Raw genomic sequence first — 26709 nt, forward strand, 5'->3', positions numbered from 1 at the left:
TAGCGGCCCGGCTTGTCGACCATGCCGTCGATTTCAATCGCCCAGCCGGAAGTATCCAGCGCGGCGGCATTGTCGGCAGGGTCCGTCTTGCCGGTGCCGAACTCGTAGTAGTTGTTGTAGCTGGTGATGTCCTCAAAGCTGTTCGGCTCAAGATCCTCACCTGCCGCCTGCGCCCGCCCGGCCAGCGAGCCGGCCACACCGGCCGCCGTCAGCCCGGCGATGATCTGGCGCCGGTTCAGCCAGATCGGCTCTGGTGTCACGTCGGCGCGGGTGAGTGTGTTGCTCCAGCGAAAAGCCATTATCGTCTCCTTCTTTCCCCACCCACTATATAAGGTGAGAAAACTGAAACATTTCTCACGAGCCGTTTGGCTGACGGGATCGTCAGCCGTTGAAACACTACTCGGGCGGCGCGTTGAAGCTGGGCAGGATGCGGTTGAACGGGATCGAGGTGCCATCGGCCTGCACAATCCGCACGTGCCGCCGCCGCATCAGCCGAGGCTCGGCCACCCCAACAGAGTGCGCAATGGTCTCCACCTCCTTGATGACCGACTTGGCATAATGCGCCACCTTCTTATCCTTATCCTCCACCACAAGCCCCTTCTGGAAACGCGGGTTATGGGTGGTGATGCCGGTGGGGCAGGTGTTGCGGTTGCACTTCAGCGCCTGAATGCAGCCGAGCGAAAACATGAAACCACGGGCAGAGGTGACAAAGTCGGCCCCCAGGGCGAGGGCCAGCGCCACATCGCCCGGGTTCACCATCTTGCCGGACGCAACCAGCCGAATGCGCTCTTTCAGCCCGAACTCGTCGCGCAGGTTGTTGAACAGCGGCAGCGACTCGCGGATCGGCATGCCGACAAGGTCCATCAACGGCATCGGCGCCGCACCGGTGCCACCCTCGCCACCGTCTATCGTAATAAAGTCAGGTGCCGAGGCCTCGCCCCGCTCCGCGATCAGCTCAAACAGCGGTCGCCACGCCTCGATGTTGCCGATCACCGTCTTGAAGCCCACCGGCTTGCCCGTGACCTCGCGCACATGGGCAATGTAGTCGAGCAAATCCCCCCAGTCATCAATCTCGGGATGGCGGTTGGGCGAGATAGACGCCTCGCCGACGCGAATGCCCCTGATCTCTGCAATCTCCGGCGTCACCTTGGCGGCAGGCAAAATGCCCCCCTTCCCCGGCTTGGCCCCCTGCGCCAGCTTCAGCTCCACCATCTTCACCTGCGGGTGGGTGGCCAGCTCTTGCAGCTTTTCATCCGAGAGGTTCCCGTCATGGTCGCGCACGCCGTATTTGGCCGTGCCGATTTGAAACACGAGGTCACATCCGCCTTCAAAGTGGTAGGGGCTCACGCCGCCCTCACCGGTGTTCATCCAGATACCGGCCAGCTTTGCCCCCCGGCTCAACGCCCGAACGGCGGGCTGCGACAGGGCACCATATGACATGCCCGAAATGTTGAAGATCGACTGCGCGGTATAAGGCTCGCGACAGTGGGGGCCAATCAGCACGGGCTCGGTCGATGCAAACTGGTCGTCCAGCGGCGGGAAGGCCGCGTTTACAAAGATCGGCGTGCCGACAACGCTGATGTTGCGGGTCGAGCCGAAGGCCACCGTGTTGGAATGCCCCGCAGCCGCATGTTTGACCCAATCGCGCTGCGCCCGGTTGAAGGGCAGTTCTTCGCGGTCCATCGCAAAGAAGTATTGCCTGAAGAACTCCCCAAGCGTGCTGAACACATGCCGGAAGCGCCCGATCACCGGATAATTGCGGCGAATGGCATCCTGCGTCTGGGTCTTGTCGATCACAAAGAGGCAGGCCGCAACAAACAGGGCCACGCCGATTGCCACCAGCAGCCCCAGCGCCAGAACCTCAAGCGCCCAGCCCGCCCAGTTCGTAAACCACATCTGCCTGCCTCCTTCGGTCGGTTGCCGGAGGATGCGCCGGGTAAGTCGCAGGTGGCAAGGCTAGCCAGTAATGAATTGCGCCCAGATCGGGCGATGGTCCGAAATATGATAGCGGGTGAAGGCATCAAACTCGGCAGGCGAGCGGCTTCGCCAAAGATCGGCAAACACCGCGCCATCAAAGTCGAACACCCCCTTCTGCACGAAGGCCTGCCCCGCATCGCCCGGAAAGAAGGCGAGTTGGTCATAATGCTTGCCCTCGGTAATGACGGTGCCGATGCGCGATTGATGAGCCGGCACCTCCAGCCCGCGCTTTCGCAGAGCATCAAAGATCGCATCGCCCATCTCGGCCTTGGGCATGTTCAGATCGCCAATCGCCACCACATTGGGCGAATAGGCCCAGCCACGTTTGCGGCGCAGGTCGGCCCAGCGGCCCAGCGCGTAGGTTTCCAGCGCACGCCGGTTGACCGAGCGTTTGGACTCCGAGCCGAAGTAGAGGTGCGCGTTCACCACCGTCACCACCCATCCGCCCGCCTCGAAGGCGACGGCAAAGGGGTTGCGGTCGAACCCGCGAAACTTCTGCCCGATCCCCGGCAGTTTCACATGGCGGTGGCTCCCGGGCGGCACGGCGATCTCGCCCGCCAGCTCCATCCGGGTAACGCGGGCGGTGTCGAAGGCAAAAAGCATCCGCTCGTCATTGCCGCCCTGATCCGAAAAGACAGTGTCCCACCCGTGGGGCAGATGCGCCTGCACCCGCCGCCAGTCGGCAAGGTTTTCCTTCACCTCCTGCACGGCAACGATATCGAACCAAGAGATGACCTCGGCGATGAGGCGAACATCGGCCTCATCCCTGATCTGCGAACGGTCTCCCAGATTGGCGATGTTCCACGAAGCCAAGAGCAGCCGCCCGTTCTGCTTGGGCGGAATGGCGCGGCCCGGCTGCGTATCGCGCCAGGCCCGCATGGCGGCGATCTCTGCATCAGCATCGTAGCTGAAGGCGAAGGCAGGTGGTTCGAAGGGCGGCATGCAGGGCTCCGGCGATCTGGCCCCAGCCTAACCGCCCTGCCCCGCTTGCCCTACCCCGCGCAGGCAAATTTCACGCGCGCTTCACGACCGGAGCGCGGGAAGCCCGATCCCGGTGCTCTCAAAGCCGCCATCCACCGAGAGCAACTGCCCCGTAATATAGCTGGCCTTGTCGGACAGCAGGAAGACGATGCCCTGCGCAATCTCCTCTTCCTTGCCGTAGCGATTGAGCGGGATGGAATCGTGGTAGGCCGCGCGAATGTCAGGCGTGTGCACGGCGAGTGCCAGCTTGGTATCCACCGGGCCGGGTGCAATGCAATTGACCCGCACACCATGCTCGCCCCATTCGGCGGCGAACTGTTTGGTCAAGTGAATCACTCCCGCCTTCGAGGTGCCATAGGCCACGCGCAGCGTGCTGGCCCGATGACCGGAGATCGAGGCGATGTTGACGACGGCACCCTTGCTCTCGATCAGCGCCGCGCGCGCGGCCCGCGAACAGAGGAACACGCCGTCGAGGTTGGTGGCCATGACCTCGCGCCACATCGCAAAATCGGTTTCCGCCTCCGGGCCAAACAGCGCCACACCCGCGTTGTTCACCAAGCCGTCGATGCGGCCCAGCGCAGCCTTGGCCTCGTCGACCATCCGGCTCACATCCTCGGGCAGCGACACATCGGCAACCACGGCCACACCGCCCGGCACCTCGCCCACGGCGGCCTCCAGCGCCTCGCGGTCGCGGTCGACCATGGCCACCTTCCAGCCTTCACCGGCCAGCAGCTTGGCAGTCGCCAACCCGATCCCGCGCGCGGCCCCGGTAATGATTGCACCCTTCATGCGCCCTCCTCCCAATGCAAAGGCCCCCTCCCGGGCGGAAGGGGGCCTTGCGTGTTTAGGCGGGCGATGGGCCCGGATCAACTTCGCTCAGTGCACCACGGCATCATCGGGGCGCGGGCGGTTGGAGCCAGCCACCTTGTCGCCGATGATCAAGCCCTCAGCCCCGGCAGACACCGTGACCGTATCGCCATCGGCAACATCCCCGGCCAGCAGCATCTCGGCCAGCTCATTCTGCAAGGCCCGCTGGATCACCCGCTTCAGCGGGCGGGCCCCGAACACAGGGTCATAACCCTCATCGGCCAGCCACTTCTGCGCGCCCTCATCCAGCTCGATCGCAATGCCCCGCGCACCAAGGCGACGGCGCAGATGTGCAAGCTGGATATCGACGATGCCATCCATGTCATCCCGGCTGAGCCGGTCGAAGATGATCGTTTCATCCAGGCGGTTGAGGAACTCGGGGCGGAAGTGCGCCCGCACCGCATCCATCACATCGCGCTTGGCCTCACCGGCGTCCGACCCCTCGGGCAACTGGCTGAGCGCCTGCGCCCCAAGGTTGGAGGTGAGCACGATCAGCGTTTGCTTGAAGTCCACGGTGCGGCCCTGACCATCGGTCAGCACACCATCATCAAGCACCTGCAACAGCACGTTGAACACGTCCGGATGCGCCTTCTCGACCTCGTCGAACAGCACGACCTGGTAGGGCCGACGCCGAACCGCCTCGGTCAGCACGCCGCCTTCGTCATAGCCAACGTAGCCCGGAGGGGCACCGATGAGCCGGGCGACGGCGTGCTTCTCCATGAACTCACTCATGTCGATCCGCACCATCGCGCTGTCATCATCGAAGAGGAACTCGGCAAGCGCCTTGGTCAGCTCCGTCTTGCCCACGCCGGTCGGCCCGAGGAAGAGGAAGCTGCCCAGCGGGCGCGCCTCGTCGTTCAGCCCGGCCCGCGCACGGCGCACCGCGTTGGACACCGCCTGCACCGCCTGGCGCTGGCCGATCACGCGCTTGCCGATCTCGTCTTCCATGCGCAGCAGCTTCTCGCGCTCACCTTCCAGCATCCGCGCGGTCGGAATACCCGTCCACCGCTCGACAACTTCGGCGATCTGCTCAGGGCGGACGGCCTCTTCGACCATCACGTCACTCTCCGACGCTTCAGCCTCGGCAAGCTGCTTCTCCAGCCCCGGGATGACGCCATAAGAGAGCTCACCCGCTTTCGCCAGATTGCCTTCACGCTTGGCCTGATCAAGCTGGGCACGGGCATGGTCGAGCTGCTCTTTCAGCGCACGGGCCGAATCCAGCTTGTCACGCTCGGCCTGCCATTGCGCCGTCATCTCGGCAGACTTCTCCTGCACGTCGGAAAGCTCTTTTTCGAGCTTTTCGAGCCGGTCCTTGGAGGCTTGGTCGTCTTCTTTCTTCAACGCCTCGGCCTCGATCTGCATTTGCAGGATCTGCCGGTCCAGCTGGTCAAGCTCCTCGGGCTTGCTATCCACCTCCATGCGCAAACGGCTCGCCGCCTCATCCACAAGGTCGATTGCCTTGTCGGGCAGGAAGCGGTCGGTGATGTAGCGGTGCGAAAGCTGGGCCGCGGCCACGAGGGCGGAGTCGCTGATCCGCACGCCGTGGTGCAACTCATACTTTTCCTTGATGCCCCGCAGGATCGACACCGTGTCTTCCACCGTCGGCTCCTGCACCACCACCGGCTGGAACCGGCGGGCAAGAGCCGCGTCTTTCTCGACATGCTTGCGATACTCATCGAGCGTGGTGGCACCGATACAGTGCAGCTCACCGCGCGCGAGCGCAGGCTTCAGCAGGTTGGAGGCGTCCATCGCCCCATCGGCCTTACCGGCACCCACAAGCGTGTGCATCTCGTCGATGAACAGCACAATATCACCGGCGGCGGCCTCGATCTCTTTCAGGATAGCCTTCAACCGCTCCTCAAACTCACCGCGATACTTCGCGCCCGCAATCAGCGACCCCATGTCGAGCGCCATCAGGGTCTTGCCCTTCAGGCTCTCGGGCACGTCGCCGTTGATGATACGAATGGCGATGCCCTCGGCGATGGCGGTTTTACCCACGCCGGGCTCACCGATCAGCACCGGGTTGTTCTTGGTCCGGCGCGAAAGCACCTGCATGGCGCGGCGAATTTCCTCGTCGCGCCCGATAATCGGGTCAATCTTGCCGTCACGAGCCGCCTCTGTGAGATCGCGGGCATACTTCTTCAAGGCGTCATAGCCCTCTTCCGCCGAAGCGGTATCGGCAGTGCGGCCTTTGCGAATGTCGTTGATCGCGCCGTTCAGCCCCTGCGCCGTAACGGCCCCGGCCTCCAGCGCCTGCTTGGCCCCCGAGCGCACAACGGCCAGCGCCGTCAGGATGCGCTCCACCGGCACAAAGCTGTCGCCCGCCTTCTTGGCAATTTTGGCGGCCTCGTCGAGCACCTTACCCGTCTGGCTATCCAGATAGACCTGCCCCGCATCGCCCGAAACCTTGGGCTGCTTGGCCAGCGCGGCATCGAGCGCCTCGACCACGCGCTCAGGCGAGCCGCCCGCGCGCTTGATAAGGTTGGATGCAAGCCCCTGCTCGTCGTCCATCAGGGCCTTCAAAAGATGCTCGGGCACCATCCGCTGATGGTCTTCCCGCATCGCGATGGTCTGCGCAGCCTGAATGAAACCGCGAGACCGTTCCGTGAACTCGTTCATGTTCATCGGCAGTTCTCCTTTTCATAAGCGCCCCTTGCGCTGGTCTGCCCGCTCGGCGGCACAGACCTTTCGGGGCCTTCGCTTCCCTATTTGGGGTCGCGTCGCAGCGCTCTCAAGGGGCCGCGTTCCGATGAATCACTGTTTCGTGACTCCCTGTGGAAAACTTTATGGAACATCCCCAGATGTTGTTGCGTTGAGGGTGTGAACCACAAGGATGAGGAGGCAGAGATGCCGTTCACCGGACCACAGATTGACCATGTCATTTACGACCCGGCCATGCGCCGGTTCGAGGCCGATGTCAGCTTCACCAACGGAACGCCGCTGCGCCGCAAGGTGCATGTATCCATCCCCGGGCACGTGCAGTGGGGGCACCAGAAGATGGTGTCAGAGCTCGTGGCCGCTGGAGAAAAGGCGCTCCAAGCGCGGTAAGACTTTTTGATACGGGCCCGAAGCGCAGATCAATCGGGCTCGCAACACGGCGACGGGTTGCTGCCTGGCCCGTCCCCTGTCCCCGGCCCGTCTTCGCTGCCCCCAAAACGCGAAGGCGGGCCCTTTTTTCATCCCGTCAGGTGATCCACCACCATCAGATGCTGCGCCGTGGTGTTGACCCGGTCGAGCCAGCGCAGCACCAGCTTTTCATCAGACGGCGCGGCAGTAACGCCTGCCGGAATCTCATGGGCCAGCACGGCCTCAACGGCCTGCGCAACCGTGTCACTCACCAGCCGCGCCATGGCGGAGCCGCGGGCATCGCCCCAAGCGTCCATCACGTAGCTCTTGTGATAGACCGGAACGCCTTCGGATTCCGCCTGGAGCGCCACGCAAAGCACAACGCGGTCTGGCTCGCCCTCGGCATAGGCGTGCTTATCCCAAAACTCATCCGCCATCTCGCGCAAGCGGTCATCCGCCTCGGGCTTGCCTTCCAGCGCCTCCACCTCGGCAAACACGTCCTTCCACGCATCCGCCCAGCCGTTCAGTCGCAGGGTGCCCCGCACGAAGTCTTTCACCTTCCAGCCGGGCTCAAAGCCATATTCGGCCATGAAAGGAAGGCTGTCACGGTTGGGATAAACCTCGAAGCTTTCAGGCGTGGCCAGCGGAGCATCATAGCGGCTGAGCGCGTCCCACGGGCGTGACACGCGCAGCTCGGAGTGGCTGCGGATGGACACAGAAGGAGATTTCAGCGCCTTCAAAACGCCCAGCGGCGACCAGCTGAACTTGTAGCGGAACGCATTGGGCTCCTTCGGAATACCGCCGCAATAGCTGATAAAGCTTAGCACGTTATCAGGGTTGAAGGCGTCGGAGGCGCGATAGTCGGCCATCAGCCAATGCGCCATCAGGTGATCTATCCCCGGATCGAGACCAACCTCGTTGACGAGGCGCAGGCCCTTTTCCTTTGCCGCCCCATCAAGCGCGCGCATCTCGGGGCTGATGTATGAGGAAGAGACAAAATGCGCCCCCGCATCAAGGCAAAGCTCTGCCAGTGGCACGTGATGGTCGCCGGGCAGCATGGAAACCACAACATCTCCCGCGCCCAGAGCCTCGCTCAAGGCCTCCATCGAAAAGGCGCGAATGTCGCTCGTCAGGTCGCCCACGGCCTCGCGGGCCTTGGCTTCTGTCCTGTTCCACACGACCACATCATCGCGCTCGCTCAGCAACCGCCGCAGGCCGGGAATGGCCGAAAGCCCTGTGCCGCACCAATGAATCGTCATTCCGTATGCTCCTTGAAAGTCTCAGCCGCCCGGCCCCAAACACCCTTGCTGATCTCGTCCAGTCGCAGGAGGTGGGGCAGCATCTGTGCGGCAAAATCCTCGCTGGATTCCTTGGGCAGCAGCGAGGGCAGGTTGTCGATTGCCATGACATCGAGCACCGGCTCATCCGCCGCCCGGTGCACGGGGTCTTCCCAGCTTGTTGCTGCGTCATAGATCGGGATCGGGTTGAAATCGCTCGTCGGGTCGCAGGAGATATCGCCAATGGCCGCAAGGGCACGGGGCGCGGCAAGCGCCTCCCGGGGCACAAATACCGGCGTTTCGGGCCCCGCGAGAACGCAGTTGAAAAAGAGTTCGTTGCCAAGGATCTCGGGGAACGGCCCGCCAGACGCGGTTTCGGCGATATCCCAGCGGATGGGTTCAATGCCCACCTCTTCGCACATGTCGCCCGCGCCGGTGCCCACCCGGCCCAGCGCGCCCACGATCAGCGCGCGGGGCGGCGACAGACCCTCAAGGTCTGCGCGGATTTCACTGACAAGCTCGGCCTGCTCCTCCCACTCGCGCACCGCAGGGCAAATCATGCCCCGCTGCCCGGCAGCCCAGGCCTTCAGGGTAATGGCCGCGCCGACAAACCCCGCCCAATAGCCAAAGGCCGCAACACGGCGGCCGTCGGGCTCGGTCAGATACTCCAGATCATAAAGCGCCCCGCCGCCCGCCCGGAAGCGTCTCAGCAGATCTTGCCCGGCGCGTTGGCCCTTGTAGGCATGGCCGAACATGATGTGGCGATGCACCAGCGGGCTGCCATCTTCCGGCAGTTCCTTGAGGCCGTAAATCAGGGCGCCCTCCGGCGCCTCGCGCCAGCTGCCGCGCGGGGCGATCTCTGCCCCGGCGTGGCGGTATGGCTCCAGCGGCAGGATTCGGTCGGGGCTTTCTTCCACCGTCACCCTGAAGCCGCGCTCCAGCAGGGCTTCCACGCCATCGGGCACAAGGCCCACGCGCCGTTCATTCTCGCGCTCCTCGGCGCGGACCCAAAGGTGAACCATGTGACTTCCCCGCATGTTGCCGCCCGACTTAACAGTGCTGCGCAGGTGGGCGCAATCTCCTGTTGCGTCAGATCAGGCCGCGCAGCAGCGGCAAGACGCCGGCGGCGATGATTCCGACGAAGACGCCAATGGCAAAACGCGTCGGAATGCGCCAGCTGGCCGGAACGAAGCCTGCAAGCAGCCCGCAGACCACTCCGTAATACGCCAGCGAAACAACATCCATCGGTTCAACTCCCCGTTATTTCGGAACGGTGTTCCACACGTATTGAACAGTCGTTCAAAAAACATTTGACGCACGCCCCATGCCTTGACCATAGTAACTGACAATCAACGTCGGGCCAAAGGCCTGGTGCCTGGGGAGAGGCACCTTCTGGGAGGAGACATTGACGGTGACGGCAACGCCTGAGGGCGATCTTAAATCTATTCCTGCACTGCTGGCGCGGAACGCGCGCCAGTTTGGAGGCCGCCCGGCCTTTCGGGAAAAAGAATTTGGCATCTGGCAAAGCTGGACCTGGGCCGAGACCTCCGAGGAGATCGAGGCGTTGGCGATGGGGCTTATCGCGTTGGGGCTGGAGCCCGGTGATCATCTGGCGATCATCGGGCGCAACCGGCCTGCGCTGTACTGGTCTTTCGTCGCCGCGCAAAAATGCGGGGCGGTGCCGGTGGCGCTGTATCAGGACGCGGGCGCCGAAGAGATGGCCTATGTGCTGGAGCACTGCGGTGCGCGCTTTGTCATCTGTGGCGATCAGGAGCAGGTCGACAAGGTGATCGAGGTGCAAGAGAGCGTGCAGGGCATCGATCAGATCATCTATGTCGACAAGCGCGGCCTGCGGAAATACGACCATACCCATATGAACGCCTATGCCGATGTGCAGGCCGAGGGGCGCGCGGGGCACCACAGGTTGGAGCCGGTGATGCGCGAGCGCGAGGCGGGCCTTGGCTACGACGACACATGCGTGATGCTCTACACCTCCGGCACCACCGGCAAGCCCAAGGGCGTGGTGCTGAGCAACCGCAACATCATCGAAACCTCCAAAAACTCTGCGGCCTTCGACCATCTGACTGAAAAAGAAGAGATTCTCGCCTACCTGCCATTGGCCTGGGTGGGCGATTTCATCTTCTCCGTCGGGCAGGCGATGTGGACGGGGTTCTGCGTGAACTGCCCCGAAAGCGCCGAAACGATGATGACCGATCTGCGCGAGATCGGGCCGACCTATTATTTCGCCCCGCCCCGGGTTTTTGAAAGCCAGCTGACCAATGTGATGATCCGGATGGAAGATGCCGGGCGGTTCAAGAAATGGCTGTTCGATCGCTACATGGCGCATGCCCGCGAGGTGGGCCCGAAGATCCTTGACGGTAAACCGGTGAGTGCGGGCGACAAGCTGAAGTACAAGCTCGGGGAGCTGTTCATCTACGGGCCACTGAAGAACACGCTGGGCTTTTCGCGGGTGCGCGTGGGCTACACGGCAGGCGAGGCGATTGGGCCGGAAATCTTTGATTTCTATCGCTCTTTGGGGATCAACCTGAAGCAGCTCTACGGCCAGACCGAGGCCAGCGTTTTCATCACCCAGCAGCCGGATAACGGTGTGCGGGCCGATACGGTGGGCGTGGCCTCACCCGGTGTGGAGCTGAAGATTGGCGACAATGGCGAGGTTTACTATCGCTCGCCCGGCGTCTTCGTCGAATACTACAAAAACCCCGAAAGCACCGCCTCGACCAAGGATGCCGAAGGCTGGGTGGCGACGGGCGACGCGGGCTTCATCGAAGAAAGCACAGGCCACCTGCGCATCATCGACCGGGCCAAGGATGTGGCCAAGCTCGCTGACGGGCGGATGTTTGCCCCTAAATACGTGGAGAACAAACTCAAGTTCTACCCCAACATCCTCGAAGCCGTTGTGATCGGCGCGGGGCGCGACCGCTGCTGCGCGATGATCAACATCGACCTCGGCGCGGTGGGCAACTGGGCGGAGCGCAACAACATCAGCTACGCGAGCTATCAAGAGCTGGCTGGCCACCCGGATGTGCTCAATATGATCCAGAGCCATGTAGAAGAGGTTAACGCCTCGGTTGCCGAAGACGAGATGCTCTCGGGCTGCCAGATTCACCGCTTCCTTGTGCTGCACAAGGAGTTGGACGCCGACGATGGCGAGTTGACCCGCACGCAAAAGGTGCGGCGCGGGGTGATCGCCGAGAAGTTTGCCGACCTTGTCGATGGGCTCTACGGCGGTGCCGACAGCATCTATACCGAAACCGAAGTGACCTATGAAGATGGCCGGAAGGGCAAGATCAAGGCCACGCTGGAGCTGCGCGACGCGAAGGTGTTCGACTCCGCGCAGAAGGTGGCGGCCGAATGAGGGAGGCGCTGGCATCCTTCGTGTTTCTCGGCGCTCTCTTTGCCGCTCCAGCAAGTGGCGGGCCAATGGTAGAAGCCTTTGAAACCCATTGCCTTTCAGCTCTGCAACAGGGCGTGGCGGTGAATACCGAAGGCCTTGAGCAACTCGACCCTGAAAGCCTTGGGCGCAAGCCGATGAAGATGGCTGCCGCCGAGCCGCCAAAGTTCTTTGCCCTGCCGGGGGGCGAGGCCTTTTTGGGAGTGCTCTATTTGGGCGGTTACCAAGGCTGCATGGTGGGCCATCGCAGTGGGCACAAACTGGCCCCCGGGGCCTTTGCGGCCCTTGCAGAACAGGCCGATCTGCTGCTGCTCGAAGAATGCGACGAGACGGACCCGGACATTGCCGTGGCCACCCGCCCCAACTCCATCGGGCGCTACTTCATGGTGAGCCACAGCACCAGCAGCGCGGGCAATGATGAACTGATGGCGATGGAGCGCACCCGCCCTCACACGGGCCGCGCCTGCGACAGCTCGGGCGGGGGTGGAAACTGATGCGTTTTCAAAGAACTGGATGGTCTGATGCTTGATACCGCCGAGAGCTACACCACCGAAGATGGCCGCACGATTGGCGGGGTCATGATGGAAATGAAGAACATCACCCTGCGCTTTGGCGGGGTGGTGGCGATCAAGGATATCTCCTTCGACATCCGCGAGGGCGAGATCCGCGCGATCATCGGGCCAAACGGGGCCGGAAAATCCAGCATGCTCAACGTGATAAGCGGGTTTTACAATCCGCAGGAGGGCGAGGTGTGGTTTCATGGCGCAAAGCGCCCCCCGATGAAGCCCTATGAGGTGGCGCGGCAGGGGATTGCCCGGACATTTCAAAACATCGCGCTCTTCGAGGGCATGTCGGTGCTCGACAACATCATGACGGGCCGCCTTGGCTTTATGAAATCGGGGATGCTGGCGCAGGCGATCTGGTGGGGGAAGGCCGAGAAGGAAGAGATTGAAAACCGGGAAGCCGTTGAAAAGATTATCGACTTCCTCGAAATCCAGAACATCCGCAAAACCCCGGTGGGCCGCCTGCCCTATGGCCTGAAGAAGCGCGTGGAGCTAGGCCGGGCGTTGGCCGCCGAGCCCAAGCTGCTGCTGCTCGACGAGCCGATGGCCGGGATGAACGTGGAGGAGAAGGAGGACATGAGCCGCTTCATCCTCGACGTAAATGACGAATATGGCACGACAATTGCGCTTATCGAACACGATATGGGCGTTGTCATGGATCTCTCCGACAGAGTCGTGGTGATGGACTACGGCAAGAAGATCGGGGATGGCACGCCGGACGAAGTGCGCAACAATCAGGACGTCATCGACGCTTACCTGGGGGTTGCACATGATTAGAGAGATCGCCGCGTTAACCGCCGACAAGGTGCGAAAACGATACAGCCACACCCCATGCACATCCTATGCACATCCCATGCATACGAGGATGCGCCTTGCCTGCGCCGCGCTGGCGTTAACGCTTTTGAATGCCGCCCCGGCCCGCGCCGTTGCGCCAGACGTGCTGAACGAATTTCTGACCTACTGCACCGAGGCCATCGCCACCGCCAGCCCAACCGGGCCAAAACTGCCGCGCGGGGCGCAGGCCAATGACACCGGCGCAATCCTTGCCACGCCCACAGTGCCGCATTTTTCGATGCGCAAGGACAGCCGTGGCGATTGGGTGTGCGAGGTTGGAGACAAGCAGGCCAAGGTGATGACCCGCGTGGTGGAAGATTACCTGCGCACGGTGAACACCGTGGACAAGTATCGCTCCACCTTCGGAGAAAACCGCTACATCGCCGCCACGATCTGCGTGGGGCCAAATGCGGTGGCGCTGATCCTGAATGGCCCGCTGAGCGATGAGCTCGTAATGGGCACGGCGGTGTTCTCCGGGGGCAAGGTCAGCTCGGGGTGCGACGGGTGAAGGCGCTGGCGCTTCTGCTCGCGGCAGGAGCCGCGCCGGCCGGGGCGAACCCGGCGGCCATAGGCGAGGCGCTGGCGCTTTGTATCGACGTGGTGGAAGCGCAGAGCCACGCGCCGCTGGACGAGGCCGGGCTGAACATGCTCGCGCCAAACACCCTGAGCCCGCCGCAATGGCGCGCGCGCTACCGCTCGCCTGCCGGGATCGGAGAGATCTTGGCGGCACGGGGCGCGCAGGAGGCAGAGGGCCTGCCCGCAGAAGTGAGCTGCACACTGCACCTTCCGGCGGCCAATGGCTCTGCCGCGATGCGCTGGGAAAAGCTCGGGCTGGGGCCGGTGATGGCGCTGGAGGGCGATGGCTTTGCGCAGAATGGCGGCAGCTACGTGTCCCCGAAGCTGGCCCGGTGCACCGGCACCGACACACCGATCTATGTGAGCTTCACCCATAACGAGACAAAGCAGGCCGTGGTGGCGCGGATGAGCAACCGCCCCGACGACGGCCAAGACCCTTGCTAGGAGAGCGATGATGCCCGATCAGCTGTTGTTTGCCATGGAAGTCACCCTGAACGGGCTGATGGCGGGCGTCATGTATGCGCTGGTGGCGCTTGGCTTCGTGCTGATCTTCAAGGCCTCGGGCATCTTCAACTACGCGCAGGGCGTGATGGCGCTGTTTGCGGCGCTCACGCTCGTTGGGCTGCAGGACGGGCAAATTCCGTTCAGCCACCTGATCAACGCCACCTTCGGCACCGATCTCCACCACTTCGGCTGGCACATGCCGGCGGTGCTGGCGATTGTGCTGACGGTCGCGGTGATGGTGCTGTTTGCCTGGATCGTGGAAAAGCTGATCCTCAAGCACCTCGTCAATCAGGAGCCGATCATCCTGTTCATGGCCACGATCGGGCTGGCCTACTTTTTGGAAGGCTTCGGAGACCTGATGTGGGGCAGCGACATCAAGAAGCTGGATGTGGGCCTGCCGCAGGGCATCAACATCTGGATCGACGAAACCACGTTTGGCTGGTTCGGCTACGGCTTCTTCATCGACAACCTCGATATCGTGGCAACGGTGGTGGCGGCGCTGCTGGTGGCCGGGCTGGTGCTGTTTTCGCAATACACCAAGCAGGGCCGCGCGCTGCGGGCGGTGGCCGATGATCACCAGGCCGCGCTGAGCGTGGGCATCAGCCTGCGGTTCATCTGGGTGCTGGTCTGGGCGATTGCGGGCTTTGTGGCGCTGGTGGCCGGGATGATGTGGGGCACCAAGAGCGGCGTGCAGTTTTCGCTATCGCTGATCGCGCTGAAGGCGCTTCCCGTTCTGATGCTGGGCGGCTTCACCTCGATCCCCGGCGCGATTGTGGGCGGGCTCATCATTGGCATGGGCGAAAAGCTGTTTGAATTCCTCATCGGGCCGCTGGTCGGCGGCGCGACGGAAAACTGGTTTGCCTATGTGCTGGCGCTCATCTTTCTGGTGTTCCGCCCGCAGGGGCTGTTTGGGGAGCGGATCATTGAACGTGTCTGACCGACCCCTCGCCCCCAGCAACGCCCGGTTGGCGGCCGCGCCCGTGCCTCAGCTTTGCGTGGCGGCGATAAACACGCCCAGCCCAACGGCGCCGAGGCCCAAGAGGATGATCGCCGCCTGCGCTGACACGCCGAAGAACACCGCAATGGCCACAACCAGCACACCTGACACGATGATATACGGCATCAGCCCACCGAGGATCTCGGCGCAGGTGCCCAACATGCAATCAAGGCAGCGCCGAAAGAGCCCTTTTGGGGCCTTGGGTTCGCTCAGGTCCGCCGGCATGTCTTCCAATGGATGGATCTGCGTTTGCGGCGACAGGGGAACGAAGCGGTTCTTGGAGCTCGGCATTAATGTCCTCAGGGGCGTTGTTCGGAACAATTTGCCCAAAGATTGCGGCAACCGCTTGGCGGCATTGTCTCGAAAGCAAGAAAACGCGGGCATCGGCACGGGCCGGATGACGGGCCAGCGGCGCGCCAGGGGCGGAGACTTGGGCGCTGCGCTGCCGCGTATGACGGGGCCTGCCATCGCCGTTGCCGAAATGGAAACAAACAACTTGGGCGGCCCGGTGGCGGGACTGGCTCAAAATGGAGGAAATGGCTGATGCTCTACCGTGAGGCCGGCGACTTCAAAACCAGTTACGCCGCAGACAACCAGACCTTTCCCATCAAGTTCGACCGCTGGCGTTATTACGCGATTCTGGTGGTGGCCTTCGGCGTCGTTCCCTTCATCATCAACGACTACTGGGTGAGCGCGGTTTTCCTGCCCTTCCTGATCTATGCCATCGCCGCAATCGGGCTGAACATCCTCACCGGATACTGTGGGCAGGTCAGCCTTGGCACCGGCGGGTTCATGGCTGTGGGGGCCTATGCCTGCTACAAGCTGATGACGGCCTTTCCGGATGTCAGCATCTTCTTTCACATCATCCTTGCGGGCGGCGTGACGGCGGGCGTGGGCATTTTGTTTGGCCTGCCGAGCCTTCGGATCAAGGGGTTTTACCTTGCCGTGGCCACGTTGGCGGCGCAGTTCTTTCTGGTCTGGCTCTTCAACCGGGTGCCGTGGTTTTACAACTACTCGGCCACCGGGCAGATCAGCGCGCCAGAGCGCACGATCTTCGGCATCAAGATCACCGGCGCCGAAACCGAGGCCTGGGCGACCTATCTGTTCTGCCTTGTGTTCGTGGTGCTGCTGGCCCTGCTGGCGCGCAACCTCACCCGGGGCACGGTGGGCCGCAAGTGGATGGCGATCCGTGACATGGACATCGCCGCGGAGATCATCGGGGTAAATCCGCTCACCGCGAAGCTCTCGGCCTTTGCGGTTTCGTCCTTCTTTATCGGCATCGCGGGGGCGCTGTTCTTCTCTGTCTATCTCGGCGCGGTCGAGGTGGGCGAGGTCTTTGGCATCAACAAGAGCTTCCTCGTGCTGTTCATGGTGATCATCGGCGGGCTGGGCTCTATTTTCGGCAGCTTTGCGGGCGCGGCCTTCTTGGTGCTGTTGCCGGTGCTGCTGAAAAACGTCTTCGTCGGCACGCTGGGCTGGCCGACCGATCTGGCGGCGCATCTGGAGTTCATGATCATCGGCGGGCTTATCATCGTGTTCCTGATCGCCGAGCCGCACGGGCTGGCGCAGCTTTGGCGGGTGGCGAAGGAGAAGCTGAGGCTCTGGCCGTTCCCGCACTGAGCGGGGCGGGCGGTGGGCAGATTGCCCACCCTACCGATTGCTTCGGGCCGCAGCGCCCGGACAAAGGGTTGGCCCACCGCACGGGCCGAGGAGGAGGAGACCGGGGCAAAACCCCGGCGCGCAACGCAACATCGGACCAACCAAGGGAGGAGACACCCGATGAGACTGAAACTAGCAACACTGGCGCTTGGCGCGGTGATGGCCGCCGCTCCGGCGATGGCAGAGATCACCATGTCGGCGCTGAGCTACCGCACCGGCCCCTACGCGGCCAACGGCATTCCGTTTGCGGATGGCTATCAGGACTACTTCACCCTGCTCAACGAGCGGGACGGCGGCATTGGCGGTGAGATGATCAACCTCGTCGAATGCGAGACCGGCTACAACACCGAGAAGGGCGTGGAGTGCTATGAATCCACCAAGGGTGAGGGCGTTCTGGTTTACCAGCCGCTGTCGACCGGGATCACCTATCAGCTGATCCCCAAGGCCACCGCTGACGGCATCCCGATGCACACGATGGGCTATGGCCGCACCTCGGCCAAGAACGGTGCTGTGTTTCCGTGGGTGTTCAACTATCCGGCCAACTATTGGGACGGGGCCTCTATTGCCATCACGCATATCGCAAACGAAGAGGGCGGCGACCTGAGCGGCAAGAAGGTGGCGCTGGTCTATCACAACTCCGCCTATGGCAAGGAGCCGATCCGCACGCTGGAGAGCCTCGCCGAAAAACACGGCTACGAGCTGATGCTGCTGCCGGTCGATCACCCGGGCCAGGAGCAGAAGAGCCAGTGGCTGCAGATCCGCCGGGAGAAGCCCGACTACGTAATCATGTGGGGCTGGGGCGTGATGAACCAGGTCGCGATTCAGGAGGCGGTGAACATCCGTTTCCCGATGGATCATTTCATCGGCATCTGGTGGTCCGGCTCGGAGAATGACGTGCTGCCCGCCGGTGATGGTGCCGATGGCTACAAGGCGCTGACCTTCCACAACCTCGGCATGGAATACCCGGTCTATGACGACCTGAAGACCCATGTGGTCGACAAGGGGCTTGCCGCCGGCGCGGGAGACCAGCTGGGCACGGCGCTGTACAATCGGGGCATGTATGCCGCGATGCTGGCCGCCGAAGCGGTGAAGACGGCGCAAGAGCTGAGCGGCGAAACCACCATCAGCCCGGCGCAGATGCGCGACGGTATGGAGAACCTCGGGATCACCGAAGCCAAGATGGCCGCCCTCGGCCTGCCCGGCTTTGGCCCCGAGTTCACCGTCAGCTGCGAAAACCACGGCGGCAACGGCTTTGGTGCCGTGGCGCAGTGGGATGCAGCCGCCAAGAAGTGGAGCCTGATCACCGACTACTACCAGTCCGATCAGGAGATCCTCGCGCCGCTGATCGAGGAAGACAGCGCGGCCTATGCCGCCGAGGCGGGCGTGGAGCCGGCCTGCAACTGATGTGACTGCTCCCGGCCAGACCGCTCCGGCCGGGAGACCCTTTGGGCCATTTTCGAGAAAGACCGGGGGCGCCCTGCCGCCGGAAGGAGAGCCAGACCATGCTGGATGCCGCCAAGCCCGACGCCGAGACGCTGCTGGAGGTCAACAACATCGAGGTGATCTACAACCATGTGATCCTCGTTCTGAAGGGCGTGAGCCTGAAGGTGCCCAAAGGCGGCATCACCGCGCTGCTGGGCGGCAACGGGGCAGGCAAGACCACCACGCTGAAGGCGATCAGCGGCTTGCTGCGCTCGGAGCGCGGCGAGATCACCAAGGGCAGCATCACCTATCGCGGGGACAGGCTGACCGGAGAAGATCCGGCGGCGCAGGTGAAGAGCGGCATCATTCAGGTGATGGAGGGGCGGCACTGCTTTGAGCATCTGACGGTGGAGGAAAACCTGCTGACCGGCGCCTACACGCGGAGCGACGGGCGCGGGGCCACCGATGCCGATTTGCAAATGGTGTATGACTATTTCCCGCGGCTGAAAGAGCGGCGGAAGAGCCAGGCGGGCTACACGTCGGGCGGCGAGCAACAGATGGTGGCGATTGGCCGGGCGCTGATGAGCCGCCCCGAGACGATCCTGCTGGACGAGCCGAGCATGGGCCTCGCGCCGCAGCTGGTGGAGCAGATCTTCGACATCGTGCGGCGGCTGAACGAAGAGCAGGGCGTGACCTTCCTGCTGGCCGAGCAAAACACCAACGTCGCCCTGCGGTTTGCCCATTACGGCTACATCCTCGAGAGCGGACGGATCGTGATGGACGGCCCCGCCGCCGAGCTGCGCGAGAACCCGGACGTGAAAGAATTTTACCTCGGCATGAGCGAGGAAGGCCGCAAGAGCTTCCGCGACGTGCGCAGCTATCGCCGCCGCAAGAGGTGGCTGGCCTGATGCTGCGTGGTATTCCCCCGATCCTTTCACCCGATATTCTCTGGACGCTGCGGGCCATGGGCCATGGCGATGTGCTGGCCATCGTAGATGCCAACTTTCCCGCCGAGGCGCTGGGGCCGCGCTGCCTGCGGCTGGACGGAATCAGCGCCACCGACCTGCTGGAGGCGGTGCTGGCCTTGATGCCGCTCGACACTTTCGTTGACGAGCCCGCGCACCGGATGGAGGTGGTAGGTGCGCCGGATGAGGTGCCGCCGGTGATAACCGAGTTTCAGGCCATCATCGACCGGGTAGCCGACGCCCCGCGCCCGCTTGCCAAGATCGAGCGACATGGCTTTTACGCCGCCGCGAAGGGTGCCTTTGCAGTGATCCAGACCGGCGAGACCCGGCTTTACGGCAATGTGCTGCTGACCAAAGGCGTCATCGCGCCTGGCTGAAATGGCGCTACAATGACCTGAAAACCGCAGATCATGACAGGGAGGTGGCGTCGTGACCAAGGACGGCCCGGAATTTTGCAGTGTCGAAGCGCGACGCGCCGAGTTGGCAGAGGCGCTGCCCCGGCAGGTGGCGCGGGCGCAGGGCCTGCCGGGCTACGCCGCGCTTGCCGGGGTTGCGGCTGGCGCGGTGGTGGATGCCGAAGCGCTGGCCGCCCTGCCGGTGCTACGCAAGGGCGCGCTGATGGAGGCGCAGGCCGCGCGGCGGCCCTTGGGCGGCCTGACGACGGTGGAGGCCACGGGCTTTACCCATCTGTTCCAGTCGCCCGGCCCGATCTATGAGCCAGGCATGTCCAACGCCGAAGACTGGTGGCGCTTCGCCCCCTTCCTGCGGGCGGTCGGCATTGGCGCGGGTGACGTGGTGCAGAACTGCTTTGCTTACCACCTGACCCCGGCGGGGATGATGTTTGACAACGGCGCGCGCGCGGTGGGCGCGGCGGTGATCCCGGCGGGCACGGGGCAGACGGAACTTCAGGTGCGGGCCGCCGCCGACCTTGGCGCAACCGCCTATGCGGGCACGCCGGATTACCTGAAGGTGATACTGGAAAAGGCCGATGAAATGGGCGTGAGCCTTGGCATCACCCGCGCGGCGGTGTCGGGCGGAGCGCTGTTTCCGAGCCTGCGGGAGTGGTACGCCGCGCGCGGCATCACCTGCCTGCAATGCTACGCCACCGCCGATCTGGGCAACATCGCCTATGAGAGCAGCCCCGAGAGCGGGCTGATCGTGGCCGAGGGCGTGGTGGTGGAGATCGTCACCCCCGGCACGGGAGACCCGGTGCCCGAAGGCGAGGTGGGCGAGGTGGTGGTGACCACGCTGAACCCCGATTATCCGCTGGTCCGCTTCGCCACCGGCGACCTCAGCGCCGTTCTGCCCGGACAGAGCGATTGCGGGCGCACGAATGGGCGCATCAAGGGCTGGATGGGCCGGGCGGACCAGACGGCGAAGATCAAGGGCATGTTCGTGCGCCCCGAGCAGGTGGCAGAGCTTGTGTCTCGCACTGCCGCCGCCAAGGCGCGGGTGACGGTGACGCGCGAGGATGAGCGCGATGTGATGGCCGTGGCCTTCGAATCGGAGGGCGGAAGCGAGGCCACGCTGGCCGATGCGGTGCGCGAGATCCTGAAACTTTCTGGTGAGGTCACCATTCATCCCTTGGGAAGCCTGCCGAAAGACGGCAAAGTGATAGACGACCAGAGAAGTTACGACTGAGGGCCGCTCGAACGGCCCGGGAGGCGGGCATGAGACGAGCAATCCTTTTGACACTGGCGCTGGTGGCCGGGCCTGCAATGGCCGACCGGGCATTTATCCTCGGCCAACCCGAAAGCGGGCGCGGGCTGTTTGGCGGCTCTGCGCCAGACCTTGCCGCCGCCTATGAGGGCGCGGGCTTTGCGGTGATCGGCGGCAGCCCGGCCACGGCGGAGCTGATGCGCGAGGGGTTGGCGCGGTTCTTGAACGGCGTGGAGGGTGAGCGGAGGCTGGTGATCCACCTCAACGGGCCCTTCGTGCGCTCTGGCAGCGACACGTGGCTGATGGCGGATGATGCCAAGGCGCCCAACCTTGCCACCGTCGCTGGCCAGGGGCTTGCCCTTTCGACGGTGCTGGAAATTGCCGCCGAGGTGCCGGGGCAATCGCTTGTGCTCATCGGCGCGGCGGGGGCGCCAGAAGAGCTTGGCCCCGGCCTCACCGCCGGGATCGGGCCGCTCGATATTCCGCAAGGGGTGACGGTGATCCGCGGCCGATCTGCCGAGGTTGGAGCCTTTGCCGTGGGGCCGCTGATGGAGCGGGGGCAGAGCCTTTCTGCCCTCGTGGCCGGTGCCGAAGATGTAACCGGCGAGGGCTTCTTGTCGGCGGCAACGATCTGGCGGCCCGAGGGGGAAGACCCGGTGGAGACTGGCAGCGGCGAAGAGCCGGTGGCCGATGCGGCGGAAGTGGAGCGCGCCGTATGGGAGAGCGCGGTGGATGCCGACAGCAAGGACGCCTACCTTGGCTACCTCGCGCGCTACCCGCTGGGGCAGTTTGCCGACGAGGCGCGCAAGGCGATTGCCGAGATCGAGGCCGAGCCCTTCCGCGCCGAGCGCAAGGCCGAAGAAGCGCTTGACCTGTCGCGCGACGAGCGGCGGCAGATCCAACGCAACCTGACGGTGCTGGATTACAAGCCACGCGGGATCGACGGCATCTTTGGCCCCGGCACACGCGGGGCGATCAAGGCGTTTCAGGAGAAAAACGGCTTTCCGCCCTCCACCTACCTCACGCGCCAGCAGATCACGCGGCTGGCCCAGCAGGCCGAACGGCGCAGCGCCGAGCTTGAGGCCGAGGCCGAACGGCGGCGGCTGGAGGCCGAGCGGGCTGACCGTGCCTATTGGGAAGTCACCGGCGCGGCGGGAGATGAGGCCGGGCTGCGGGTGTATCTGAAGAAGTATCCTGACGGGATCTACTCGGACATTGCCGAGGAGCAGCTGGCCATCATCGAGGAAGACAAGCGCCGCGAAGCCGCCGCACAGGACCGCGCGGCGTGGGATGTGGCGGTGAAGGGCAACACCGTGGCCAGCTACCGCGCCTACCTTGTGGCCTACCCCGAGGGGGCCTTTGCCGAGGAGGCACGGGCGCAGATCGACAAGCTCACCGAAGAGGCCAGCCCCGACCGGCAGGAAGCCGAAGAGCGGGAGGCCGCCCTTGGCCTGCCGCAGTTCACCAAGGTTCTGGTGGAGCGGCGGCTGGCGCAGCTTGGGCTGGAGCCGGGGCCAACGGACGGGCAGTTTGATGACCAGACCCGCCGCGCCATCCGCCGCTTCCAACGCGACCGAGAGCTGGAGGTGACGGGCTATCTGGACGAGGCCACGGTGAGCCGGATGCTTTCGGATGCAGGCATCAGGATCATCCGCGACTAAGACCAACCCAAAGGGGGAGATGAGACATCGAGAAGGTCAGCGGCATCGGCGGGTTCTTCTTCAGGTCCGAAGACCCGAAGGCGCTGGCGGCGTGGTATGAGGCGCACCTCGGCATCAACCCGGTGCCCGGCGACTACGACACGCCGCCGTGGGAGCAGGAGGCGGGGGCCACGGTGTTTGCCCCCTTCGAGAAGGTCACGGAATACTTCGGCAACAGCGAGAAGCCCTTCATGCTGAACTTCCGGGTGCGCGACCTCGACGCGATGATCGCGCAACTGGATGCGGCAGGCATCGCCGTGAAGCGCGACCCGGAGAGCTACCCCAACGGGCGTTTCGCATGGCTGAACGACCCGGAAGGCAACCCGATCGAGCTTTGGGAGCCTGCCTGATCGGGTGGTGGGCAAATTGCCCACCCTACGGGCGGGAGGCGCAGGAAACGGGTCGGCAAGGCGCAGGGTTCGGGTCGGCCCTGAGCTCGCTATCGCGGAAGGTCCGGTCATCCGCAAACAGGAGACCGGACCATGCGATTTTCAGGAAAGACGATACTTATCACCGGCGCGAGCTCGGGCATCGGGGCCGCGACGGCGCGGCTGGCGGCGGCGGAGGGCGCGGCGGTGGTGCTGGGTGCCCGGCGGGCCGACCGGCTGGAAGCGCTGGCGGGCGAGATCAAAGCCGCAGGGGGCCGCGCGGCCTGGGCGGCGGGCGATGTGACCGAGTCAGGCTTTGCCGCCGAGTTGGTGGTACTGGCTGAGGCTCGTTTCGGGGCGCTCCATGGGGCCTTCAACAATGCGGGCACGGTGGGCGAGATGGGGCCGGTTGAGAAGATGATCGAGGCCAACTGGCGCAGCGTGATGGCGGCCAATCTCGACGCAGCCTTTTTCGGGGCCAAGGCTCAGATCCCGGCCCTGCGCCGTGCGGGCGGCGGGGTGCTGCTGTTTACCGCCAGCTTTGTCGGCAGTTCGTCGGGCTTGCCCGGCATGGCCGCCTACGGCGCGGCCAAGGCGGGGGTGATCGGACTGGCGAAGGGGCTTGCTGCGGAGCACGGGGCCGAGGGGATCCGGGCCAACGCGTTGTTGCCCGGTGGCACTCTGACGGAGATGGCTGGGGACGACCCGGCCTTCATCGACTTCGCCAAAGGCTTGCACGCGATGAAGCGGCTGGCGGAGCCGGAGGAGATCGCCCGCGCGGCGCTGTTCCTGCTCTCGGAGGACGCCAGCTTTGTGACCGGGGCCACGCTCTTTGCCGATGGCGGCAATGCGGTGAGCAAGGTGTAGGCCGCGCCGCAGGGGCAGAGGCAGGCGGCGAGAGCCTGCCGACTGCGGCTCCTCCCGGCATCTGGCGGGAACAGAAGCCAAGGCTCGCTCGTTCTGCTGCCATACAGACATGCAAGGAGGGAGCACATGCCCAAGGATTGTGACCTGATCCCCAGCGCGCTGGGCGCAGCCGATGTGGCGCAAACCCCCAGCGCGCTTGGCTTTGAATTGCTGGACGCCGATGCGGGCGACGAGGCCGCGCAGGGGGCCCTGGCCTATCGCATCGGCTACGAAAGCAGCCCCTCGGGAGAGGATGGCGTGATGGAGCGCCTCAGGGTCAGCGAAGTGTATCGGCGCGATGGCACGGGGTGGATGCGCATCCACCGCCACGTATCGCCCGCCCACGCCTGACCCCGCCCGGCGACAACAGACGGAGAACCATACAGACGGAGAACCATGATGCAGGAGAGTTTTGACACCTTTCTCACCCGCCGCCGCGATGCCGCTATGGCCTATGCCCACGGCGACGATGCCCCGATGCGCACGATCACCGCGCTCTCCGGTACGGCCACCGCCTTTACCCGCGATGGCGGCTTTGCCCGGGGCGCACGCAGCGTGAACGAGGCGAACGCGCGGCAGGCCGAAGACTTCGTGGAGGGCCAGACGCGGCTGGAGATCGAAGACAGCGGCACCGAGGGGGACGTGGGCTACTGGACGGGCTTCCAGATTTCGGAAGTGATGGTGGAAGGCGCCGATGTGCCCCGCCGCGAGCGGCTGCGGGTGACAGAGATTTACCGGCGGATCGGGGAGACGTGGCAGCGGGTGCATCGCCATGCCAGCCCGGTGGGCAATTGAGCGAAAACGGCACGGCACGCCAACACAGACAACACAGCCAGCGCAGACAACAAAAAAGGCCGCCCGAATTGGGCGGCCCTTCCGTTTGTGCGCGCTGAAGCGTCTTAGCCCTGACGGGCCTTGAAGCGGCGCTGGGTCTTGTTGATCACGTAGACGCGGCCTTTACGGCGGACCACGCGGCAATCCCGGTGCCGGTTTTTCAGCGAGCGGAGTGAGTTGCGGACTTTCATATCTTCAACCTTTCCTCTCTTGCGGCCCCTAACGCGGCAGTTGGGTGCCAAGTTCAACATGACCCTGGAAGGGTCGGCTCAGATGGTGGGCGATACTGGGATCGAACCAGTGACCCCTTCGATGTCAACGAAGTGCTCTACCGCTGAGCTAATCGCCCTGACCTCTTCGAATCGCCCCGATATCAAAACAAAAGACGCGGGGCGGTCCGCGTCGGTGCGGTGGCGTATAAAGTGAAGCTGAGCGCGGTTCAAGGGCTTTTGGCAAGTGGAAGTTTGCCGCTATAGTTTTGGCTATGAGCAGGAATGAGGCAAAGTCATATCGCATTGAGCGCCCGGTGGAACGGACGACCGGAGCCGTGTTTGCCTCTCCGCATTCGGGTTGCGACTATCCTTGGGCGTTTTTGCGGGCGTCGGTGCTGGATGAGCGCAGCATTCGCAGCTCGGAAGATGCCTTTGTAGACGAGCTTTTCAGCATGGCCCCGGCGCATGGGGCCCCGCTGATCGCTGCCGCTGCGCCAAGGGCTTACATTGATCTCAACCGCTCTGCCGACGAGCTGGACCCGGCGCTGATCCGGGGCGTGGCCACGGTAACGCATAATCCGCGCGTCAGCTCCGGCCTTGGGGTGATTCCACGGGTGGTGGCCGGCGGGCGGGCGATTTACCGGGGCAAGATCACGCTGGAGGAGGCCCGCGCGCGGATTGCCGATGTCTGGCGGCCCTATCACCGCGCCTTGCAGGGCGAGGTGGATGCCGCGCGCGCCGAATTCGGGCAGGCGCTCCTGATCGACTGCCATTCGATGCCCCACGAGGCGATAGACGCCGCCGGAAGCCGCAAGGGCAACCGCCGCCTGCCCGAGGTGGTGCTGGGCGACCGCTTTGGCGCGGCCTGCGGGGCGGAGGTGATGGATCAGGTGGAGGCTGCCTTTGCCGGCGCAGGCTTCCGTGTGGCCCGCAACGCGCCCTTTGCCGGGGCCTATGTCACCCAGAGCTATGGCCGCCCGGCGCGGGGGCAGCATGCGGTTCAGGTCGAGATCGACCGCTCGCTTTACATGAATGAAGAGACCATCGAACGCGGCCCCCGGTTTGAAGAAATCCGCACCCGGCTGGGCAAAGTGGTGGCCGATATTGTCGAGATCGGCCGGGGCGGCGCGGCAATGCCGCTGGCGGCCGAGTAACCCAAGCGACGTAACGTAAGGTTTGACCGGGCCGGGCACGGGCGCATCCTGCCGGGCAGGAGCCAGAGGAGGTGCGGATGCTGTCCAGAGACGAGGCACAGGCCATTTTGGACGCCCAACCGTTTTCCAAGTTGGTGGGCGCCGAGCTGGAGCTGTTCGAAAACGGGCGCTGCGTGATTTCCATTCCGATGCGCGACGACCTGAAACAACACATGGGTATCGCCCACGGCGGCGTTTTAGCCACGCTGGCCGATATGGCGCTCACCTTTGTGGGCGCATTGGTCCTTGGGCCGGTCATCACCTCGGAGCTGAAAATCAACTTCCTGCGGCCCGGCACCGGCGAGCGGCTGGTGGCGCGCAGCGAGATCGTGGGCCACGGACGGCGGCAGGCGGTGACGCGCTGTGACGTGTTTGCCGTGGTGGATGGCGAAGAAAAGCTCTGCGCCGCCGCGCAGGGCACCATCGTGAAGATCGAGAGCTAGAAGCCGCAGTAGTCGGAGCCGTAGTAGCGATAGCGGAAGGGGTTGCGGCTGAGCACCTCGATGTCTTCGCGTTCGGAAACGGCAATCACCGCGTTGTTCGCCCCCATGATGCCATGTCCCGACTCCTGATAGGCCTTCAGCAGCTGATCTTCGGTCATCACGCAGGCGTTGGTTTCGAAGATGTAGCGGACAAAGTCATCCGGGTCGCCGGGCTTTGGCGGTGGCCGGTCCTGCGCGGCGGCGGGCAGCGCGATGAGCAGGCAGAGCAGCAGGTATCGCATGGGCAGATGGTGC

General features: G+C 64.1%; 30 protein-coding genes and 1 tRNA gene (1 of these 31 cut by a window edge). 19 read left to right on the top strand and 12 right to left on the bottom strand.

Features of this window, described 5'->3' with window-relative positions; translation table 11 throughout:
* From msrP to clpB, 5 genes are all read right to left on the bottom strand, one after another.
* Positions 1–299 carry the 5' end (the start) of a protein-methionine-sulfoxide reductase catalytic subunit MsrP gene (gene msrP, locus ACXAG6_RS00955; protein WP_475334117.1) on the bottom strand. The gene continues 610 nt to the left of window position 1, outside the view, so only the first 299 of its 909 coding nucleotides appear in the window; the start codon lies at positions 297–299; its stop codon lies beyond the left edge, outside the window.
* A gap of 97 nt (positions 300–396) precedes the next feature.
* Positions 397–1896, bottom strand: a complete 1500-nt coding sequence (locus tag ACXAG6_RS00960; RefSeq protein ID WP_475334119.1) for an FMN-binding glutamate synthase family protein — start codon at positions 1894–1896, stop codon at positions 397–399.
* A 60-nt stretch (positions 1897–1956) separates the two neighbouring features.
* The gene (locus ACXAG6_RS00965; protein WP_475334121.1) at positions 1957–2919 is read right to left on the bottom strand and encodes an endonuclease/exonuclease/phosphatase family protein; all 963 of its coding nucleotides are present in this window, start codon (positions 2917–2919) and stop codon (positions 1957–1959) included.
* A gap of 81 nt (positions 2920–3000) precedes the next feature.
* Positions 3001–3747, bottom strand: a complete 747-nt coding sequence (locus ACXAG6_RS00970) for an SDR family NAD(P)-dependent oxidoreductase (protein ID WP_475334122.1) — start codon at positions 3745–3747, stop codon at positions 3001–3003.
* An 87-nt stretch (positions 3748–3834) separates the two neighbouring features.
* The gene (gene clpB, locus ACXAG6_RS00975; protein ID WP_475334125.1) at positions 3835–6450 is read right to left on the bottom strand and encodes an ATP-dependent chaperone ClpB; all 2616 of its coding nucleotides are present in this window, start codon (positions 6448–6450) and stop codon (positions 3835–3837) included.
* A gap of 222 nt (positions 6451–6672) precedes the next feature.
* Here clpB and ACXAG6_RS00980 point away from each other — a divergent pair, with 222 nt between their 5' ends.
* Positions 6673–6873, top strand: coding sequence for a hypothetical protein (locus ACXAG6_RS00980; RefSeq protein WP_140015882.1), 201 nt, complete (start codon positions 6673–6675; stop codon positions 6871–6873).
* 128 nt (positions 6874–7001) lie between these two features.
* On the opposite strand, the gene ACXAG6_RS00985 is transcribed toward ACXAG6_RS00980, so the two are convergent.
* The 3 genes from ACXAG6_RS00985 to ACXAG6_RS00995 all read right to left on the bottom strand — a co-directional run bounded on the left by ACXAG6_RS00985 (position 7002) and on the right by ACXAG6_RS00995 (position 9413).
* Positions 7002–8150: a saccharopine dehydrogenase family protein gene (locus tag ACXAG6_RS00985; protein WP_475334128.1), complete on the bottom strand. Its 1149-nt coding sequence runs from the start codon at positions 8148–8150 to the stop codon at positions 7002–7004.
* Positions 8147–9190, bottom strand: a complete 1044-nt coding sequence (locus tag ACXAG6_RS00990) for a saccharopine dehydrogenase (protein WP_475334129.1) — start codon at positions 9188–9190, stop codon at positions 8147–8149. The genes ACXAG6_RS00985 and ACXAG6_RS00990 overlap by 4 nt, the downstream gene beginning before the upstream one ends.
* A 67-nt stretch (positions 9191–9257) precedes the next feature.
* Positions 9258–9413 (bottom strand): hypothetical protein, encoded by a 156-nt coding sequence (locus ACXAG6_RS00995; RefSeq protein WP_475334132.1) that lies wholly within the window; start codon positions 9411–9413, stop codon positions 9258–9260.
* A gap of 166 nt (positions 9414–9579) precedes the next feature.
* Here ACXAG6_RS00995 and ACXAG6_RS01000 point away from each other — a divergent pair, with 166 nt between their 5' ends.
* From ACXAG6_RS01000 to ACXAG6_RS01025, 6 genes are all read left to right on the top strand, one after another.
* Entirely contained in the window at positions 9580–11544 is a 1965-nt protein-coding gene (locus ACXAG6_RS01000) for an AMP-binding protein (protein ID WP_475334135.1), read from the top strand.
* Positions 11541–12074: a hypothetical protein gene (locus tag ACXAG6_RS01005; RefSeq protein WP_475334136.1), complete on the top strand. Its 534-nt coding sequence runs from the start codon at positions 11541–11543 to the stop codon at positions 12072–12074. The genes ACXAG6_RS01000 and ACXAG6_RS01005 overlap by 4 nt, the downstream gene beginning before the upstream one ends.
* A 27-nt stretch (positions 12075–12101) precedes the next feature.
* Positions 12102–12920, top strand: coding sequence for an ABC transporter ATP-binding protein (locus tag ACXAG6_RS01010; RefSeq protein ID WP_140015887.1), 819 nt, complete (start codon positions 12102–12104; stop codon positions 12918–12920).
* A gap of 76 nt (positions 12921–12996) precedes the next feature.
* Complete coding sequence (locus ACXAG6_RS01015; RefSeq protein WP_475334139.1) at positions 12997–13485, top strand: hypothetical protein; 489 nt, start codon at positions 12997–12999, stop codon at positions 13483–13485.
* Positions 13473–13997 carry a hypothetical protein gene (locus tag ACXAG6_RS01020; protein WP_475334142.1) on the top strand — a complete coding sequence of 175 codons (525 nt, stop codon included), beginning with the start codon at positions 13473–13475 and terminating at the stop codon, positions 13995–13997. The genes ACXAG6_RS01015 and ACXAG6_RS01020 overlap by 13 nt, the downstream gene beginning before the upstream one ends.
* 10 nt (positions 13998–14007) lie before the next feature.
* Complete coding sequence (locus ACXAG6_RS01025; RefSeq protein ID WP_140015890.1) at positions 14008–14994, top strand: branched-chain amino acid ABC transporter permease; 987 nt, start codon at positions 14008–14010, stop codon at positions 14992–14994.
* Between the two features lie 48 nt (positions 14995–15042).
* Here the strand turns inward: ACXAG6_RS01025 and ACXAG6_RS01030 are convergent, their stop codons facing one another.
* On the bottom strand, positions 15043–15279 hold the full coding sequence (locus ACXAG6_RS01030) for a hypothetical protein (RefSeq protein ID WP_475334143.1): 237 nt from the start codon (positions 15277–15279) through the stop codon (positions 15043–15045).
* Positions 15280–15597: 318 nt separating this feature from the next.
* Here ACXAG6_RS01030 and ACXAG6_RS01035 point away from each other — a divergent pair, with 318 nt between their 5' ends.
* The 10 genes from ACXAG6_RS01035 to ACXAG6_RS01080 all read left to right on the top strand — a co-directional run bounded on the left by ACXAG6_RS01035 (position 15598) and on the right by ACXAG6_RS01080 (position 24528).
* A complete protein-coding gene (locus tag ACXAG6_RS01035) occupies positions 15598–16674 on the top strand; it encodes a branched-chain amino acid ABC transporter permease (protein ID WP_140015892.1) in 1077 nt (358 codons plus the stop codon).
* A 159-nt stretch (positions 16675–16833) separates the two neighbouring features.
* Positions 16834–18117: an ABC transporter substrate-binding protein gene (locus ACXAG6_RS01040; RefSeq protein ID WP_475334145.1), complete on the top strand. Its 1284-nt coding sequence runs from the start codon at positions 16834–16836 to the stop codon at positions 18115–18117.
* Between the two features lie 98 nt (positions 18118–18215).
* Positions 18216–19043 carry an ABC transporter ATP-binding protein gene (locus tag ACXAG6_RS01045; protein ID WP_140015894.1) on the top strand — a complete coding sequence of 276 codons (828 nt, stop codon included), beginning with the start codon at positions 18216–18218 and terminating at the stop codon, positions 19041–19043.
* On the top strand, positions 19043–19477 hold the full coding sequence (locus ACXAG6_RS01050; protein ID WP_475334148.1) for an RbsD/FucU family protein: 435 nt from the start codon (positions 19043–19045) through the stop codon (positions 19475–19477). Before ACXAG6_RS01045 ends, ACXAG6_RS01050 begins: the two co-directional genes overlap by 1 nt.
* Positions 19478–19529: 52 nt before the next feature.
* Positions 19530–20741, top strand: coding sequence for a phenylacetate--CoA ligase family protein (locus ACXAG6_RS01055; RefSeq protein WP_475334150.1), 1212 nt, complete (start codon positions 19530–19532; stop codon positions 20739–20741).
* A gap of 29 nt (positions 20742–20770) precedes the next feature.
* Positions 20771–22420, top strand: coding sequence for a peptidoglycan-binding domain-containing protein (locus ACXAG6_RS01060; protein ID WP_475334152.1), 1650 nt, complete (start codon positions 20771–20773; stop codon positions 22418–22420).
* A 44-nt stretch (positions 22421–22464) separates the two neighbouring features.
* Entirely contained in the window at positions 22465–22809 is a 345-nt protein-coding gene (locus tag ACXAG6_RS01065) for a VOC family protein (RefSeq protein WP_475337892.1), read from the top strand.
* A 132-nt stretch (positions 22810–22941) separates the two neighbouring features.
* Positions 22942–23694, top strand: coding sequence for an SDR family oxidoreductase (locus ACXAG6_RS01070; protein WP_475334154.1), 753 nt, complete (start codon positions 22942–22944; stop codon positions 23692–23694).
* 126 nt (positions 23695–23820) lie between these two features.
* On the top strand, positions 23821–24084 hold the full coding sequence (locus ACXAG6_RS01075; protein WP_475334156.1) for a hypothetical protein: 264 nt from the start codon (positions 23821–23823) through the stop codon (positions 24082–24084).
* Between the two features lie 45 nt (positions 24085–24129).
* The gene (locus tag ACXAG6_RS01080; RefSeq protein ID WP_475334159.1) at positions 24130–24528 is read left to right on the top strand and encodes a hypothetical protein; all 399 of its coding nucleotides are present in this window, start codon (positions 24130–24132) and stop codon (positions 24526–24528) included.
* A 104-nt stretch (positions 24529–24632) separates the two neighbouring features.
* Here the strand turns inward: ACXAG6_RS01080 and ykgO are convergent, their stop codons facing one another.
* Positions 24633–24758, bottom strand: a complete 126-nt coding sequence (ykgO, locus tag ACXAG6_RS01085; protein WP_005850168.1) for a type B 50S ribosomal protein L36 — start codon at positions 24756–24758, stop codon at positions 24633–24635.
* 83 nt (positions 24759–24841) lie between these two features.
* Positions 24842–24916, bottom strand: a tRNA-Val gene (locus ACXAG6_RS01090).
* Positions 24917–25051: 135 nt separating this feature from the next.
* On the opposite strand from ACXAG6_RS01090, the gene ACXAG6_RS01095 reads away from it, so the two are divergent.
* Both ACXAG6_RS01095 and ACXAG6_RS01100 read left to right on the top strand, forming a co-directional pair.
* Positions 25052–25933: an N-formylglutamate amidohydrolase gene (locus ACXAG6_RS01095; RefSeq protein WP_475334160.1), complete on the top strand. Its 882-nt coding sequence runs from the start codon at positions 25052–25054 to the stop codon at positions 25931–25933.
* 77 nt (positions 25934–26010) lie between these two features.
* Positions 26011–26415 carry a PaaI family thioesterase gene (locus ACXAG6_RS01100; protein ID WP_475334162.1) on the top strand — a complete coding sequence of 135 codons (405 nt, stop codon included), beginning with the start codon at positions 26011–26013 and terminating at the stop codon, positions 26413–26415.
* Here the strand turns inward: ACXAG6_RS01100 and ACXAG6_RS01105 are convergent.
* Entirely contained in the window at positions 26412–26696 is a 285-nt protein-coding gene (locus tag ACXAG6_RS01105) for a hypothetical protein (RefSeq protein WP_475334163.1), read from the bottom strand. The genes ACXAG6_RS01100 and ACXAG6_RS01105 overlap by 4 nt on opposite strands.
* Positions 26697–26709: the final 13 nt, after the last annotated feature.

The organism is Vannielia sp. ABF1_015, from assembly GCF_056160745.1.